12 protein-coding genes and 1 pseudogene are annotated in these 15643 nt (G+C 70.1%); 4 read left to right on the top strand and 9 right to left on the bottom strand.

What is annotated here, in order from left to right; genetic code table 11:
- Positions 1 to 22 precede the first annotated feature (22 nt).
- Positions 23 to 130 (top strand): annotated as a pseudogene (locus ACGFWI_RS08710) (IS5/IS1182 family transposase); the annotation flags it as partial.
- A gap of 59 nt (positions 131 to 189) precedes the next feature.
- On the opposite strand, the gene ACGFWI_RS08705 reads toward ACGFWI_RS08710, so the two are convergent.
- From ACGFWI_RS08705 to ACGFWI_RS08690, 4 genes are all read right to left on the bottom strand, one after another.
- Entirely contained in the window at positions 190 to 654 is a 465-nt protein-coding gene (locus ACGFWI_RS08705; RefSeq protein ID WP_393905186.1) for a hypothetical protein, read from the bottom strand.
- Between the two features lie 290 nt (positions 655 to 944).
- Positions 945 to 1220 carry a hypothetical protein gene (locus ACGFWI_RS08700; RefSeq protein ID WP_393905185.1) on the bottom strand — a complete coding sequence of 92 codons (276 nt, stop codon included), beginning with the start codon at positions 1218 to 1220 and terminating at the stop codon, positions 945 to 947.
- Positions 1221 to 1590: 370 nt separating this feature from the next.
- Positions 1591 to 2259 carry an AAA family ATPase gene (locus tag ACGFWI_RS08695; protein ID WP_393905245.1) on the bottom strand — a complete coding sequence of 223 codons (669 nt, stop codon included), beginning with the start codon at positions 2257 to 2259 and terminating at the stop codon, positions 1591 to 1593.
- 413 nt (positions 2260 to 2672) lie between these two features.
- Entirely contained in the window at positions 2673 to 3899 is a 1227-nt protein-coding gene (locus ACGFWI_RS08690; RefSeq protein WP_393905184.1) for an AI-2E family transporter, read from the bottom strand.
- 469 nt (positions 3900 to 4368) lie between these two features.
- On the opposite strand from ACGFWI_RS08690, the gene ACGFWI_RS08685 reads away from it, so the two are divergent.
- Both ACGFWI_RS08685 and ACGFWI_RS08680 read left to right on the top strand, forming a co-directional pair.
- Positions 4369 to 4728 carry a YciI family protein gene (locus ACGFWI_RS08685; protein WP_393905183.1) on the top strand — a complete coding sequence of 120 codons (360 nt, stop codon included), beginning with the start codon at positions 4369 to 4371 and terminating at the stop codon, positions 4726 to 4728.
- An 8-nt stretch (positions 4729 to 4736) separates the two neighbouring features.
- The gene (locus ACGFWI_RS08680; protein ID WP_393905182.1) at positions 4737 to 5975 is read left to right on the top strand and encodes an RNA polymerase sigma factor; all 1239 of its coding nucleotides are present in this window, start codon (positions 4737 to 4739) and stop codon (positions 5973 to 5975) included.
- Positions 5976 to 6126: 151 nt separating this feature from the next.
- Here ACGFWI_RS08680 and ACGFWI_RS08675 read toward each other — a convergent pair whose 3' ends face one another.
- From ACGFWI_RS08675 to ACGFWI_RS08665, 3 genes are all read right to left on the bottom strand, one after another.
- Complete coding sequence (locus ACGFWI_RS08675; protein ID WP_393905181.1) at positions 6127 to 6828, bottom strand: hypothetical protein; 702 nt, start codon at positions 6826 to 6828, stop codon at positions 6127 to 6129.
- A 298-nt stretch (positions 6829 to 7126) separates the two neighbouring features.
- Positions 7127 to 9070: a SpoIIE family protein phosphatase gene (locus tag ACGFWI_RS08670; RefSeq protein WP_393905180.1), complete on the bottom strand. Its 1944-nt coding sequence runs from the start codon at positions 9068 to 9070 to the stop codon at positions 7127 to 7129.
- A gap of 48 nt (positions 9071 to 9118) precedes the next feature.
- Positions 9119 to 9817, bottom strand: a complete 699-nt coding sequence (locus ACGFWI_RS08665; protein WP_393905179.1) for a class I SAM-dependent DNA methyltransferase — start codon at positions 9815 to 9817, stop codon at positions 9119 to 9121.
- 543 nt (positions 9818 to 10360) lie between these two features.
- Between ACGFWI_RS08665 and ACGFWI_RS08660 the strand changes: the two genes are divergently transcribed.
- A complete protein-coding gene (locus ACGFWI_RS08660; protein WP_393905178.1) occupies positions 10361 to 11566 on the top strand; it encodes a cytochrome P450 in 1206 nt (401 codons plus the stop codon).
- Between the two features lie 137 nt (positions 11567 to 11703).
- Here ACGFWI_RS08660 and ACGFWI_RS08655 read toward each other — a convergent pair whose 3' ends face one another.
- Positions 11704 to 13401 carry an ABC transporter family substrate-binding protein gene (locus ACGFWI_RS08655; protein ID WP_393905177.1) on the bottom strand — a complete coding sequence of 566 codons (1698 nt, stop codon included), beginning with the start codon at positions 13399 to 13401 and terminating at the stop codon, positions 11704 to 11706.
- A gap of 63 nt (positions 13402 to 13464) precedes the next feature.
- Complete coding sequence (locus ACGFWI_RS08650; RefSeq protein WP_393905176.1) at positions 13465 to 15600, bottom strand: dipeptide ABC transporter ATP-binding protein; 2136 nt, start codon at positions 15598 to 15600, stop codon at positions 13465 to 13467.
- Between the last annotated feature and the right edge of the window lie 43 nt (positions 15601 to 15643).

Raw genomic sequence — 15643 nt, 5'->3', positions numbered from 1 at the left:
CGCCGATCCGCTTGCGTACGGGCCCTGGCGCCGCCCGGCGGGGCTACGCGCGGACAAGGGCGACGACCTCGAGCACCTCCCCGGCTGGGTGCGGCGTCGGCAGATCGTGCCGCGCATCGCCCGCCGTGGCCCAAGGCCTCTGGCCGCCGGCGCTCTGCTCCGCTACCGCCAGTACACCCAGGCGGCGTCTCAGGGTGCAGCGGATCTGCCGCTGGTCTCGCGAAGCTCAGCCATCGCAAGCGCCGCCTCCTCGCGCACTCCGGCGTCAGGATGAGTAAGGAACGGCTCGCCAGCTCGCAGTGCACGCTTGTCATGAGTTGCCGACAGGCTGCACAGCACATACTCCAGCAGCAGAGGCTCAAAGGAGTCGATATCGGCAGCCAGCGGTGCGAGGGCCGTGTAGGGAAGCTCGTACTGAACTCCGGCCTCAGACACCGCGTGCAGGGCGGACTCCCGCACCGCGTAGTCCATGTCGGACACCGCCCACTGGACCAGCCATCTGACGACTCGCCCGGCGTCAGCCTGCGTCAAATAGGCCGACTGCAGGAGATCGTCAAGACTGTCAGCCCAGACCTCTCGCTGACGTGCATCAGCGCCGGTCAGCGTCGTCCATGCCGTTTCAAGCTGTTCCATCAGCTGTCGGTACTCGTCCACGGAGCGATCGTAGGGACCCCTGCACGGTCGAGCGCTCTCACGCCAACCGATGCATCGTCTTCGATCCTGCCCTCTGTGGTGAGTGGGACCAGGCGTTTGTAGCGGCGCGGGGCACGCGGGCGAGGGCGGTATCCATCCAGCCCAGGCGAGCGTGCTGGGCGTGATCAACCTCAGCTACCAGCACACCTCGTCCGGCCGTTCCTCGCGGGACCGGCGGTGCCGTCGCCGCGGTCCTGGCCCCCTGGCGCTCGTAGGCTACAAAGGGCGGTGAATCCACCGGCAGGCGGCGGTCACTTGCCCGGTGTCTCCGCCAGCCGGAAGGGACCCGCGGCACCGGGGCCGAACATCACCGGCAAGTTGCGCCCCAGCGGCACCACCACGAGCGGCTCTTCGCGGTACTCCCTGAGAAAGTTCTCCAGGGGCTCCCAGATGAGGCTCCGGTACCCCGACTCGCTTCGTTGGGGTTCGAAGGAGAGGGTCAGTGCAGAGTCCATTACGGTGACGCTCACGGCGTCCACTTCCAGCCACTCTCCACCGATCCAGGCTTCGAGCCTCACATATGACATGACGCAAGAGTGCCTTGCACCTCACACCAGCCGCAAACCAGCCCCGCCGGGATGCGTCCGGCTGTGGGCGAGAGTGGTGCAGGTCCGTGGGTTCGGTGGGCGAGGGCGGCACTGCCCGGTTCACCCTGCCCCGCTCGGCCGCATGCCGGTGCCCACCGCCGCAGCGGACGGCGCCCGGCGCAAGGCCTCCCGGTCCCCCAGTCCCCCTGGTCCGTCCAGTGACCACGTCATCCGACGGACCAGGCCCGGACACGTCGCGGCCAGGCCATCTCCTGTCGCGGCCTTCTCGTCCGGATGCGGAGGGGCCAAGCGTCCAGGCGCAGAAGAGCGACCTTGCTGTGCTCAAGACTCGCGAGGGAAGGGGGCGGGTTCAAGCGGGCTTGGCTGATGTTCCGCCATCCGTCAGGGGCGGACGCGACCGGGCCGGCGCGGGAACGAACTCCACCGCCGCCACGTGCTCTCGTGAACTGCGGTCCAGCAAGACCACTGATATCGCTTCCCGCACCGGATCAGCGGCCGGGGTCGCCGGTTGTACGGACTGCTTCGGGAGCCTGACGGTATGCGTTGAAGCGGCGTCAGTGTCGTCGGCGGCAGCCCGTGGGCCGCCCGACTGTGCCGCGCCGGGTCCGGACAACGCACCGAGCAACCGGTCGAGGCCTCTGCGATGTCGGACGAAGGCGCGCCGCGGGGCCCACCTGCCCCGCGCTTTCTGGCCCGACAACGCCTCGGCCACCCCTACGTCCAGCAGTACCAGGTGCAGTTCGCGTCCCTGACGTCCGGCGCTTCTGGCCAGCCACCGGCGCATCCACGGCCGGCCACCGCAATCGTGGACCAGCAACGGCTCCCCGTCGCGTACCGCCGTACGCAACCACCGGAAGTACTTCCACCGCGCCCAAGGCCGGTACACCGCGTACGGCACCCGGGCCGGCATCGCCGCCTCACAGGCGACATGAACGATGCGCGGGTCAACAACGGAGGCCGCCGTGGACCAACGTCGCAGCAAGGTGCTCTTACCGCTCCCCGGCAATCCGGAGACCACCACCACCGCTCCGGCGGGATACGACAACACAGCCGGAACATCCCCCGGGCCCCGCAGATCCACCAGTCCGTGCGGCCGCAACCCCCACCCCTCATGTGCAGCAACGGACTTCTCCGTTGCACCCGACCAGACCGACTTACCCACTACCCGTCCTTTGACCGCACTGATTTCCCCCACCGCCGCAACGTGCGATCTTCACACAGTGCACCAGGACTTCAAAGCCGGGACGGTTCGTAGCAGTTGCTGCTTGACCGCCGTGGCGGGGCGCCCGTCCGTGCCCGGCGCCCCCTTGCCGGCCCAGCGAGCCGCTCGTGGGGTGTCGTGCCTGGGATGTCGTGCCTGGGCTGTCGTGCTGCGGGTCGTCGTGACGGGGCGGCAGGACCGTTGTCGTCGAGAGTCGAGAGGCGACTCGTTCAGCGCCCCGGGGAGGTTGAGGGCGGGGCCGGGGTCGGGTTTGCGCGCAGTACGCCGTACACGGACCAGGCCACGGAGACCAGTGGTACGGCGACGACCGCGCCGGGCACGCCCGCCGTGACGCTGCCGCAGATGACCGCGAGCGCCACCACCACCGGATGCAGACGGACGGCCCGGCTCATCACGAGGGGGTGCAGCACATGGCCTTCGATCTGGCCGATGACCACGATCAGCAGCACGACGACCGCGGCCACCAGCGGCCCCTTGGCGGCCAGTGCCACCACGGCGGCCACGGCCAGCGCCACGGGCGAACCCACCAGCGGGATGAATGCGGCGAAGAACTCCAGCACGGCCAGGGGAACGGCGAGGGGTACCCCCAGGACGAAGAGCCCTACTCCCACCAGAACCGCGTTGATCGCGGCAACCACCACGATCCCGCGGGTGTAGCCGGTGAAGGTCACCCATGCGGCACGCCCCGCGAGACGTAGGGGATGGCGCCCGCGCCCCGGCAGCTGACCGCCGAACCAATTCCACATCCGGTCGCCCGAATGCAGAAAGAAAACCGAACAGAACAGTGCCAGCACCCCCACCGTCAGCACTTCCAACAGCTGGCCCACGCCGCTCAGCGCGGTGTTGATCAGACTCGCACGATGGCTCGACACGAACCGCGACACCCGTGCCTGCAGATCCGAGAGCGTCCCCGCACGCAGACGGAACGGTGGGCCCTGGAGCCACCGCTCGATCCTGGCCACACCACCGACGAACTCCCGGCGCAGCCCTTCCCACTCACCGGCGACATTCGCCCCGATCAGGCTCAGGACACCGAAGAGCAGCACGATGCCGATCAGCAGACCGGCCGCGACCGCCACAGACCGCGGCATCCAGCGGTTCAGCAGACCGACCAACGGCCCCAGAAGGGCCGTCAGCACCAAGGCCAGGAACACCGCCAGCGTCACCAGCTGGAACCGCCCCAGCGCGGCAAAGATCGCGTAGACGGCCGCACCCACAATGATCAGACGCCATCCGTACGCCGCCGCCACCCGCAGCGACGGAGAGACCTCGGCGGCCTCCCACGGTCGGCGATCCGGCGTGCCCCCCACCGGCCGGCGCAGGCCTACGGCTCGCGCCCCGCGAGCCGGACGCTGCATGCCGTTCCTGCGCCGCCGCGCCTCGACCCCATGGGCGGCGAGGGAACGGCCACGCTCGCTGCCGGATCGGTTCCGCACTTGGCCGCCACCACCTCCCACCCCTCCCGTGCCCGAGGGCCGGAAGAGGGACGCCTGCCGCGCGAGGGACGGGCTCCCGGCCTTCGCGCATACCCCAACGTGGTATCACCTCGAAGGGGCCTTCGAACGTGTACGGGCCCGCATTCCCCCAAAGGCACGCGGCAAGGGAAGGGCTGCGGGCGGCTGATACCGCGGACACGGGTGCTCCGCCTGCACACCTCCTACGACGCCGACGAATGTGTGACGTACGGGCCGAGGGATGTGTCGGCCCTGGTCAGGCCATCCGCTCCGGTGTTCCGGCCGAGGCCTCAAGCTGGGAGGGGAGGTCGCCTCCTCCCCCGCTGTCGGAGCGGTCGCAAAAAACTTGCCGGCCGGTCGTGGCCCGGTGTCGATCCGGGGCGAGGTCATTCGTATAGAGGGTGAGACGCCGGCGAGGCGCCGGCGGAACGCCCGGCCAAGGAGGCACACCATGACGCACTACCTGCTCAGCATCTACCAGCCCGACGGGGACGGGACCCCGCCGCCGCCGGAATTCCTGGAGCCGATCATGCGGGACGTCGAGGCCCTGAATGCCGAGCTCAGAGCGGCCGGCGTCTGGGTGTTCGCCGGGGGCCTGCATGCGCCGAGCACGTCCACCGTGGTGCGGCTCAAGGACAACGAGATGCTCACGACCGACGGGCCGTACATCGAGGGCAAGGAGCACCTCGGTGGCTTTACCGTCATCCAGGCGCCCGACCTCGACGCCGCGCTCGCATGGGGCCGCAAGCTCGCCCGCGCCACCACGCTTCCCATCGAGGTCAGGCCGTTTCAGCACGGGTCCTGTGGGTGACGTCCCGCATGCCGAAGGCGACCGCATCCGACATCTCCGGTGTGTTCCGCGAGGAGTACGGCCGTGCGGTCGCCGTCCTGGTCCGCGTCTTCGGCGACATCGACGTCGCCGAGGAAGCGGTCCAGGACGCGTTCACCACGGCGGCTGAGCGGTGGCCGTCGGCCGGGCTGCCCCCGAGCCCGGCGGGATGGATCATCACCACCGCCCGCAACCGGGCGGTCGACCGCCTCCGCCGGGAGGCGTCCCGTGAGGACCGGCAGGCCCAGGCCGCACTGCTGCGCGCCGGGGACGCACCGGCCGAGGAGGGACCCGTGCGCGACGACCGGCTTCGCCTGATCTTCACCTGCTGCCACCCCGCGCTCGCCCCCGCGGCCCAGGTCGCCCTGACACTCCGGCTCCTCGGCGGGCTCACCACCGCGGAGATCGCCCATGCCTTCCTGGTCGCCGAGCCGACCATGGCGCAGCGGATCGTCCGGGCCAAGGGCAAGATCCGCGACGCGCAGATCCCGTATCGGATCCCTACCGACGCCGACCTCCCCGACCGTCTCCGGGCCGTGCTGGCCGTCGTCTACCTCATCTTCAACGAGGGCTACACGGCCAGCTCGGGTGAGGCGCTGGTCCGCGACGACCTCTGCCGGGAGGCGATCCGCCTCGGACGGCTGCTCGCCGAGCTCATGCCCGACGAGCCCGAGGTCGTCGGGCTGCTCGCCCTCATGCTGCTGACCGCATCGCGCCGCGCCGCCCGCACCGGGCCGGACGGCAACCTCGTGCTGCTGGCCGACCAGGACCGCAGTCGCTGGGACCGCGGTCTCATCGCCGAAGGCCACGCCCTCGTCCGGCGGTGCCTGCGCCGCAATCAGCCGGGCCCGTACCAGATCCAGGCGGCGATCAATGCCGTCCACGGCGACGCTCCGACCGCGGCGGCCACCGACTGGCGGCAGATCCTTCAGCTGTACGACCAGTTGCTCTCCCTCGACCCGAGCCCCGTCGTGGCCCTCAACCGCGCGGTCGCGGTGGCCGAGGTCGAGGGGCCGGAGGAGGCACTCGCCCTCGTCGACGGCCTCGACCTCGACCGGTACCACGTGTTCCACGCCATCCGTGCCGACCTGCTCCGCCGCCTCGACCGCCACGCGGAGGCTGCCCTGGCGTACGAGAAGGCGCTCGCCCGCACCGAGAACGCGGCCGAGCGCGACTTCCTGCAGCGCAGTCGTCACGCACTCCCCCGGGATGGCCGAGGCCTGCGGTGAACGAAGCAGCCCGGCTGCACAGCGGAGCCAGGCCCGGGGCAACCCGACAGCGCACCGGGTCCTGCGCCGACCGGTCTGACTTCGGCGGCGGTGACCGCTCGGTGCCGCAAGCAGAAGAGCCGCTGGGCGGCGTAGCGGTGAGGCGTGGCCGTTACGCCGATGCGGCGGCGAGTGACGGGAGGGAGGTGGGCGGCGCGGGGGTGGTGGCGTCCAGCTGAATCTGGCATTCGTCCGCATCGTGGTGGGCGAGAACGGCGCTGAGGGCTTCGTCTGCCTGACCGTGCGGCTGGGTGTCCGGCAGAACGGTGATCGAAAGATGTCGCAGGAGTTCGGTATGTGCTGCCAGGACCTGACGGGTGCGGGTATCGGTGTGGTCGGTGAGCAGGAGGCGGGCCGCGGTGTTGGCGGCGCGCAGCCGGGGCTGCTGGATGCGGCGATGGGTGCGGGGAAGGGCGCGCCAGGCGGTGTTGGCCACGGTCACCAGCCGCCAGATCTCGTTGTCGGCGGGCTCGGTGTCGTAGAACCGCAGGCCGTAGCGGTTCACCAGCCAGTAGGAGGCGGCCAGGATAAGAGCGGTGGCGGCGTCGAAGGCCAGCCAGAGCCCCACCAGAGGGGGCCGGCCGCAGGCCGCTCGAACCGCCAGGGCTGCCGCGGCTCCGCCGGCTCCGAACAGCAGCGCCGCGGCGAGCAGCAGGAGGAGGGCGGCCGGAAGGGCGCCGATCCCGTTGTCGCTGTCAAGGCGCGCCATGCCCTTCCAATGGGGCGCCAGATAGCGGGCGTAGTAGGCCGGTTTGGGGGCGGGCTCGATCAGGGCGATGCGTCCGGCCCAGCTGACGCTCTTCGGTCTGTTCATACTCTTGGTGGCCGAGACGGGGCTGCTACAGGGAATCACGTGAGCGACAACGAGCCGTGAGGGAAAACGCGACAGGCGGGGCGGAGGTTTAGACGGCAGATTCCTCCCACCGGCCGGGCGCGCGACGCATCGGGCGGAATGCGCCGGTGGAACAGCCGGCCGATCATCTGACACATCATCACCGCGCAACGCGCTCCGGGCGGGCTCCCGTTTCCCGCCGGGCGCCCGCCCGCTCCCCCTTCTCAGGGCCGCTGCCCCGGTGCAGGCGCCTCTCGCGTTCGTGACTCGCGGACGGGAGCTACGGCGCGTCCCGTTCCTGCCGGCGGTACTCCTCGGGGATCGGCTGCTCGAACCAGACGACCTTGCCCGTGCTCAGCCGTGTCGCTCCCCAGCGCTGGGCGAGCCGGTCGACCAGGAACAGGCCGCGTCCGCCCTCGTCACCCGCCTGAGCACGCCGCATCCGGGGCACCTGCGGTGAATCGTCACCCACCTCGCAGCGGAGCACATCGGTGCGGAGCAGCCGCAGGGCGATCGGCCGGGAGGCGTAGCGCACCGCGTTCGTCACCACCTCACTGACCAGGAGCTCGGTCGTTTCGAGCATCGGGTCCAGGCCCCAGCGGTGCAGCGCTCTGCGGGTGAGTTTCCGGGCCCGGCCGGCCGTTTGCGGCTGGGGATTGAGGAACCAGTACGCGACATTGAGCGACGGAAAACCGTCGAACCGGGCGGCGAGCAGGGCGACGTCGTCGTCCCGGGCGTCCTGGTCCAGGATGGTCAGCACCGCGTCGCAGAGCATTTCCGGCGGTGGGGAGGTGACTACGGCGGCCGCGGCTTGCAGGCGGGCGCACAGCAGCTCCACTCCTGTCCAGACATCCCTGGTACGGGACTCGACGAGGCCGTCGGTGTACAGGAGCAGGGTCGCTCCCCTGGGCGCGGGCATTTCCACGGATTCGAAGGGGACGCCGCCCACCCCGATCGGCGCGCCGGGCGGGACCTGAAGCACTTCCCCCGCCCCGTTCGGGTGCAGCAGTACCGGGGGCAGATGGCCCGCGTCGGCCATCAGCAGCCGCTGCGAGATGGGGTCGTAGATGGCGTAGAGGCAGGTCGCCATGTGCTCGCTGCCGAGGCGCTGGGCCTGCTCGTCGAGGTGGTGCAGGACCTCTTCCGGCGGCAGGTCGAGCCCGGCGAGGGTCTGCACGGTGGTGCGCAGCTGGCCCATGATCGCGGCAGAGGTCATGGAGTGGCCCATGACGTCGCCGACGACCAGCGCGACGCGGTTGCCGGGCAGCGGGATCGCGTCGTACCAGTCGCCGCCGACCTGGGAGGTCTCGGCGGCCGGCAGGTACCGGCTCGCCAGCCGGACGCCGGTGGGCTCGGGGAGCGACGAGGGCAGCATCGTGAGCTGCAGGGCGTCGGCGAGCGAGGCTTCGTGCCCGTAGAGCATCGCTTTGTCGACGCCGAAGGCGGTGTGGGTGGCGAGCTGGGAGGCGACGAGGAGGTCGTCCGCCGTGAAGGCTAGCCGGTCGGCGCCACGCAGCAGGGCGACGGTTCCCATGACGTGGTGACGGCCGTACAGCGGGGCGATGATCAGCCGTCGGCCCGGTGAGGGTGTCGCCGGCATGCTCGCCACCGGCTCCAGCAGCTCGGTCATCGCGGGCGCGATCTCCGGGGCGTCGCCGAACACGGGACGCCCGGCCAGCAGCAGCTCGGCGAACCGGCCGGTGACCGGCAGATGCACGAAGGCGGCGGCGCCTGGAGGCACGGCGGTGACCGAATCCTCCGGCCCCTGAGCGATGCTGTGCAGTCGCAGGACGAGAGGGTCGGGCGGTGGTCTCTCCCCGGTCGGCAGTGGATCACGCAGATGGACGAGGATCGCGTCGGCGAATGTGGGGATCACCGCCCGGCGCAGTTCCCGCAGGGTTTCGTCCAGGTCCAGTCCCCGGGCGATCCGCCGGGTCGCGGCTTCGAGGTACCGAAGCCGGTCGCTCGGTGTCTCGGGGGCACGCTCCGCCTCGTCAGCGGGGCGCTCGTCGGAGTCGGGGCCGGTGGCGCCGCGGCCCGGAAGGATCAGGCCCTCCGCGGGCACGCCGTCGGAACGACCGCTTCCCGGTGACGGCGGTCGGGACCGCGTGGTGGCGCCCGGGTCCACGGGTGCGGCACTCACTGTCAGGTCGTGGGGAGCAGGACGGCCCCCGGACCCGGTGGGGAGCCTGCCGGGGCCTTGGCCTGGGGTGCGGGGCTCCATCACTCGTCTCGTCCGTCCGGTGGGTGCCAGGGACCGTGCGGGGCGGCCTCAGTCGCGTCGCGCGCAGTTGAGAAACAGCTGTTCCTCGGGCGGCACGTCCGAGATCGCGGGGGCGTAGGTGTACGAGGTCTCCTCGACGATCTCGAAGTCCGCCTCCTCGATGACCTTGCGCAGGTCGTCGCGCAGATAGCCGGACACCCGGATGGTGTCGCCGAGGAAGGGGATCGTGAAGTAGTCCACGTCGGCCTCCACCATCGAGAGGGTGAACAGGCCATCGGGGACCAGCAGCTCGTGGATCGTCCATAGCGCACCGGGGATCTCGGTACGCGGCAGCATCAGCAGGGAGAAGAAGGCCGCGATCGCATCGAAGCGACCCAGGTCGTGCGAGCCGTCGGGCCCCAGGTCGGCGATGTCCAGCCGGTGGAACGTTGCACCGGGCACATACTCCCGGGCGAGATCCACCATCCCGCGGGACAGGTCGACGCCGACGACCTCGAACCCCGCGTCCACCAGCTGCCGGGCGGTCGGCAGGCCGGTTCCGCAGCCCAGGTCGAGCACGCGGGAGCCCGCGGACAGCGTCCTGATCAGCCACTCGGCGGCGGCGAGCTGCCCTTGCTTGTACGGGAACGCCTCGTCATAGCGATCGCCGATCGCGTCGAAGGCCTCGGCCTGCCCCTCGCGGTCGGGCCGTGTGTCAGGGCCGGCCTCATCGCTCTCGTGACCGGTCTCCAGGAATCCTTCGCTCACGAATTACGCCTCTTCACGTGCGTCTATTCGATTACTTCCATCATGCACCCCTCCCGTCCGCCGTCGCCCCTTGCACGGCGGGCCGCCACGTTCCGTACGGAGCGCACACCGTGGCCAGGGCTGTCCGCTCGCCCGGCAGCCCGACCGTCGCGGGGGCGTCCGGCGGCGGTGCGCGCCGCGGCCGGACGCCCCCTCTGAGCGCGCCGCCGCCGGCCTCGCCGACACCTCAAGGAACGTGCCGTCGGACGTACGGACGCCGGGGCCTTGGCTCCGGGGAGGCAGAGCGAGGACGTCACGGGCCGGCATCCGGCCGTCCGGGACCGGATGCCGGTTCGGACCGACGACGGCCCGTCTTCGAGGGCTTCGCCGTCTGCGCCCGCGTCCGACGCCCTGCCGCGTGCCTGTGGCCGGCCACACCATCGCCGAACGGCCCCTCAGCCGTGTGCAGTTGAGCGCGGGCGGACGGTTTGCGGGGCCGCCGCCACGGATAGTTCCCCCGTACCCAGCCATACCGCGGCAAAGGTCACGGGGAAAGGAGGCCAGATGGCAACGGAACCGGTGGGGACCCTTGATCTGGCGGCGATGGGGGAGGATTTCGTCCGCGATCCGTACGAGGTGTATGCGCGGCTGCGCGAGCGAGGCCCGGTGCATCGCGTACGGCTTCCGGAGGGCACGGTCGTCTGGCTGGTCGTCGGCTATGAAGAGGTGCGCGCGACCCTCAGCGATCCCCGTCTGTCGAAGGAGTGGCGGCACGCCTCGTCCGCGCAGCGCCTGCAGTCGGTGTCCATCGGCGCGTCGATGCTCCGTTCCAACGCCCCACAGCACACCCGCATCCGCGGACTGGTCGCACGGGCCTTCACCGCTCGTCGGGTGGCGTCCCTCGCGCCACGCATCCAAGAGATGACCGACGAGCTCCTGGCGGCGATGCTCGCCGCACCCGAAGGCCGCGGCGACCTCGTCGAGGTACTGTCCTTCCCGCTCCCGATCACCGTCATCTGTGAGCTCCTGGGCGTGCCCTTCCTGGAGCGGGACATCTTCCGTACCTGGACCGACATCCTGATGGTCGGTGCCGCGACGCCGGAGACCAAGGAAGCCCTGACGGCCATGGCCGGCTACCTCGACGACCTGGTGAAGACGAAGCGCGCCCGCCCCGGCGACGATCTGCTCACCGATCTGATCGCGGTGAGCGACGAGGACGGCGACCGGCTCAGCCAGGATGAACTCCTGGGCATGGCGCAGCTGTTGCTGATCGCCGGCTACGAGACCACCGCCAACCTCATCTCGAACGGTGTCCTGGCGCTGCTCACCCATCCCGCTCAACTCGCCGCGCTGCGCGCCGATCTGTCGCTGATCGACGGCGCGGTCGAGGAGATGCTGCGTTACGACGGGCCGCTGGAGACGTCCACGTTCCGTTTCACCGTCGAGCCGACCGAGATCGCGGGCACGATGATCCCCGGCGGCGGCGAAGTGGTGCTCCCCGTGATCGGCGACTCGGGACGCGACCCCGTCCGATTCGACGATCCCGGCCGCTTCGACATCACCCGCGACGCCAGGGGCCATGTGGCCTTCGGCCACGGCATCCACTTCTGCCTGGGTGCCCCGCTCGCCCGGCTGGAGACACGGATCGCGGTGCGTACGCTCCTGGAGCGCTGCCCAAAGCTGGAACTGGACGCCCACCCGACCGATCTGTCCTGGCGGTTGGGCGCATTGTTCCGCGGTCCGCGGAGCCTTCCCGTCCGCTGGTCGTGAGGGACCTGGCGGGCAGGCTCCGCTGACCGGACGGCGGCGGAGGCGACCCCTCCACTCCGCCACGCGCGAACGCCGGTGGCCGCATCCGAACGGTCCGGATACGGCCACCGGCGTCAGTGCGCCTGCTGCTCAGGGGGCTACTTGGTGAAGCCGATGCGCTCGTAGACCACATCGGTCATGCCGAGGGCACCCATGTTGGCGAGGTTCTTCTTGATCGCCGCGATGTCGGGGCGCTGGTAGATCGGCAGGACTCCGGCGAGCTGCCACGCCTCGGCGTCGGCCTGGTTGGTCTGCTTGAGCGCACCGGCCGGGTCGGCGGCGTTGGAGCTGGCGGAGTTGAGGAGGTCGTCCAGCTTCTTGTTGCCGACGTTCGCGTCGTTGTTGCCGCCCTTGGCGCTGTAGACGTTGGTGGAGCCGCTCGCGGGGAACGGCGTGCCGAGCAGGGTGTAGGGCGTGATGTCGAAGTCGCCCGGGGTGATGTACTTGTCGAAGAAGTCGTTGGACGGCACCGTCTGGACCTGCAGCTTGACGCCGACCTGCTGGTACATCTGGGTCAGCATCGACCCTTCGTTGGTGGCCGCCGGCAAGCTCGCCGGGATGATGAACCGCAGCGACAGTTCCTTTCCGCCCTTCTTGCGGGTCTTGCCGCTGAGCTTCCAGCCGGCCTCGTCGAGCAGCTTTCCGGCCGCCTGTGGGTCGTACTTGCCGAGCTTGCCCGCGTTGTCCTGATAGCCCTTCTGGTTGGCGATCAGGAGGTGGTTGTCCATGGTGGAGGGCTTCCAGCCCAGGCCCTTGAGGTCCGACTTGGCGATCGTCGCGCGGTCGGTGGCCATGAAGAGCGCCTGGCGGACCTTCGGGTCCTTCAGCTTGCCGCTCCCGCCGTTGAAGGTGAGCTGGCGGTAGTTGGGGCCGCCGGCTTCACGGATCTCACCGGCCGACACCTTGGAGGCCTGCTTGTAGGCGGAGGCGTCGCCGCCCACGTCGAAGTAGTCGACCTCGCCGTTGGCGAAGGCGCCGGGCATCGAGGTGTTGTCCATCGCATGGAAGACGATCTTGTCCAGCTTGGGCTTGTCACCCCACCACTTCGGGTCGGCCACCACGGTGACCGTCTTGGCGGACTTGTCGATGCTGCCCAGTTTGAAGGCGTTGCCGGTGACCGGGATCTTGTTGACGTAGGCGGTGTTGAAGGCCTTCGGGTCGGAGACGTACTTCGCCGGGTACAGCGGCTGGTTGGCCGACGCGTTGAACATGCCCTTCCAGTCCGCGAACGGCTTGGCGAAGGTCATGACGGCCTCGTAGTCGTCCTTGCCCTTCTTGACGTCCGCCACCTGGTCGAAGCCGACGGTGGAACCCACCTTGTACGCCTTGTCGTGACCGTCGAGGGCCTTCGTGTTGGCCGCGATGTCCTTCCAGGTGATCGGCGTGCCGTCGGACCACTTGGCCTTGGGGTTCAGATGCCAGGTGACGACCTGCTTGCCCTTGACGGTCGCGGACGAGGCGTCCAGCAGGAACGCCTGGTTGGGGTGCTGCACACCGTGCGCGTCCGAGTGCCACAGGCTCGGCATGAGGGACTTCATCACCTCGGTGGGGCCGGTCTGCAGACCGTCGACCTCCGCGATGTTCCACTGGGTGGCAAACGTGGTGATGGCCCAGTTCATCGTCCCGCCCTGCTTGAGCTTCGCAGGGTCCGTCGCCTTGATGTTGACGGCGGTCGTCCCCTGCGGAGCCTTCTGCTGCGCGTCGTCGTCACTGTCCGAGCCGCCGCAGGCGGTCAGTGCCAGCGATGACACGGCGAGGGTCGCGACGAGGGCGAGTGGATATCGGGAGACCTTCACGGGTGCCTCTTCCTGAGCTGTCGAGAATGTGCCGGCTACGGATGTGCGGAGCGGGGCGGTCGGTCAGTGCGCTGGGGGCCGGACGACGTCGAGCGGCGTCGCGTAGTGGCAGGCCGCCTTGTGGTCCGTGCCGAGGACGACCGTGGCGGGGTCCTCGTCCCGGCAGCGCGCCTGCTCGGTGTCACCGAGCCCGGCGTACTTCGGGCAGCGGCCCGCGAACCGGCAGCCGGACGGCACGTCCGCGGGGCTGGGCAGATCGCCGCTGAGCAGGATCCGGGTGCGTTCCCGCTCCTTGCGCGGGTCGGGCAGCGGGACCGCGGACAGCAGCGCCTGGGTGTACGGATGGGAGGGGGCGGCGAAGACATCGTCGGCCGCGCCGAGTTCCACGATCCGGCCGAGGTACATGACCGCGATGCGGTCGGCGATATGCCGTACGACGGACAGGTCGTGGGCGACGAAGAGGTAGCTGAGCCCGAGGCGGGTCTTCAGCTCGTCGAGGAGGTTGAGGACTCCCGCCTGGATGGACACGTCGAGGGCGGAGACCGGCTCGTCGAGGATGACCAGTTTGGGTTCCAGCGCGAGGGCGCGGGCGATGGAGATGCGCTGGCGCTGGCCGCCGGAGAACTCCTGCGGATAGCGGTCGACGTGCTCGGCCTCCAGGCCGACCATGTCGAGGAGTTCGGGGACGCGGGCGGCGATGCGTGCCTTGTCCCAGCCGTGTGTCTTGAGCGGTTCGGCGAGGATGTCACCGACCGGCATCCGGGCGTCGAGCGCTGCCATCGGGTCCTGGAAGACGATCTGCATGTCGCGGCGGAGCCCCTTGCGGTCCGCTCGGCTGAGACCGCGGATGTCCTTGCCGAAGACGGTGACGGTGCCGGCCTGGCCGCTGGGCAGGTCGAGGATCTCCAGCAGGGTGGTGGTTTTGCCGCAGCCGGACTCGCCGACCAGGCCCAGCGTCTCGCCCTCACGGATGTCCAGGCTGATGCCGTCCACGGCCCGTACGGTGCCGACCGTGCGCTTGACGATGGCGCCCTTGGTGAGGGGGAAGTGCTTGACGAGTCCGTCGAGTTCGAGAACGGTGGGGCGCTCCTCGCGCGGCAGCCGCTCGATCGCGCCGGCTTCCGGCAGGACCGGCACCGGATAGACGGCGTCGCGGTCGAGACTGGCACCGATCTCGTGCGCGCGGTGGCAGGCGGTGCGGTGCCGGGAGCCCTCGGCGACCGTCAGCTCCGGTTCCGCTGTGTGGCACCGGTCGATCGCGATGGGGCAGCGCGGGGCGAAGGGGCAGCCGGGCGCCAGGTCGACCATCTTGGGCGGGTTGCCGTCGATGGGGGTGAGGGCGCGGCGCGCGGTGCTCTCGGCCCGTGCCTCGTCCAGCCGCGGGATCGAGCCGAGCAGGCCGATGGTGTACGGCATCCGCGGCCGGTAGTAGACCTCGTCCACCGGGCCCGCCTCGACCGGCTTGCCCGCGTACATGACCTGCACCCGGTCGGCGAAGCCGGCGATGACACCGAGGTCATGGGTGATCATGACGATGGCGGCGCCGGTGACCTCCTGTGCGGTCTTGAGCACCTCCAGGACCTGGGCCTGGATGGTCACATCGAGGGCGGTGGTGGGCTCGTCGGCGATGATGACCTTGGGGTCGTTGGCGATGGCCATGGCGATCATCGCGCGCTGGCGCATACCGCCGGAGAACTCGTGGGGGAATGCGTCCACCCGGCGCCTGGAGTCGGGGATGCCGACCACGTCGAGGAGTTCGACGGCCCGTTTGCGGGCGACCGTCTTGTCCAGCGACTGGTGGACCTGGATGGCCTCGATGATCTGGTCGCCGACGGAGTAGACGGGGGTCAGCGCGGACAGCGGGTCCTGGAAGACCATGCCGATGTCCTTGCCGCGGATCTTCGACAGAGCGGCGTCACCGAGGCCGAGCAGTTCGCGCCCGGCGAGCTTGACGGACCCGGCGACCTCGGCGCTCTCGGGAAGCAGCCCGAGTACGGCCATGGCGGAGACGGACTTGCCGGAGCCGGACTCGCCGACGATGCCGAGCACCTCGCCGGGACGCACTGCGTAGGAGACGCCGCGTACGGCCTGTACCTCGCCCGCTTCGCTCGGGAAGGAGACCGTCAGATCGCTGACGTCGAGGACGGGCTGCGCCGCGTCGAGAGCCTCGGTGGGCTGGGACGGCCTGGTCTCGGTCACCGTCGGGGTCCTTCCTGGGGCGCGCGGTGCGCGGGGTGCTGGA

It is taken from the genome of Streptomyces sp. NPDC048434, from assembly GCF_043200375.1.
Taxonomy (GTDB): Bacteria; Actinomycetota; Actinomycetes; order Streptomycetales; family Streptomycetaceae; genus Streptomyces.
This window is presented reverse-complemented; position numbering and strand designations above follow the sequence as displayed.

Bases quoted from the DNA above. Each gene is read 5' to 3' on its own strand.
- ACGFWI_RS08700 (WP_393905185.1), bottom strand. From the start codon at position 1,220: ATGTCATATGTGAGGCTCGAAGCCTGGATCGGTGGAGAGTGGCTGGAA.
- ACGFWI_RS08685 (WP_393905183.1), top strand. From the start codon at position 4,369: ATGACGCACTACCTGCTCAGCATCTACCAGCCCGACGGGGACGGGACC.
- ACGFWI_RS08680 (WP_393905182.1), top strand. From the start codon at position 4,737: ATGCCGAAGGCGACCGCATCCGACATCTCCGGTGTGTTCCGCGAGGAG.
- ACGFWI_RS08675 (WP_393905181.1), bottom strand. From the start codon at position 6,828: ATGAACAGACCGAAGAGCGTCAGCTGGGCCGGACGCATCGCCCTGATC.
- ACGFWI_RS08670 (WP_393905180.1), bottom strand. From the start codon at position 9,070: ATGGAGCCCCGCACCCCAGGCCAAGGCCCCGGCAGGCTCCCCACCGGG.
- ACGFWI_RS08660 (WP_393905178.1), top strand. From the start codon at position 10,361: ATGGCAACGGAACCGGTGGGGACCCTTGATCTGGCGGCGATGGGGGAG.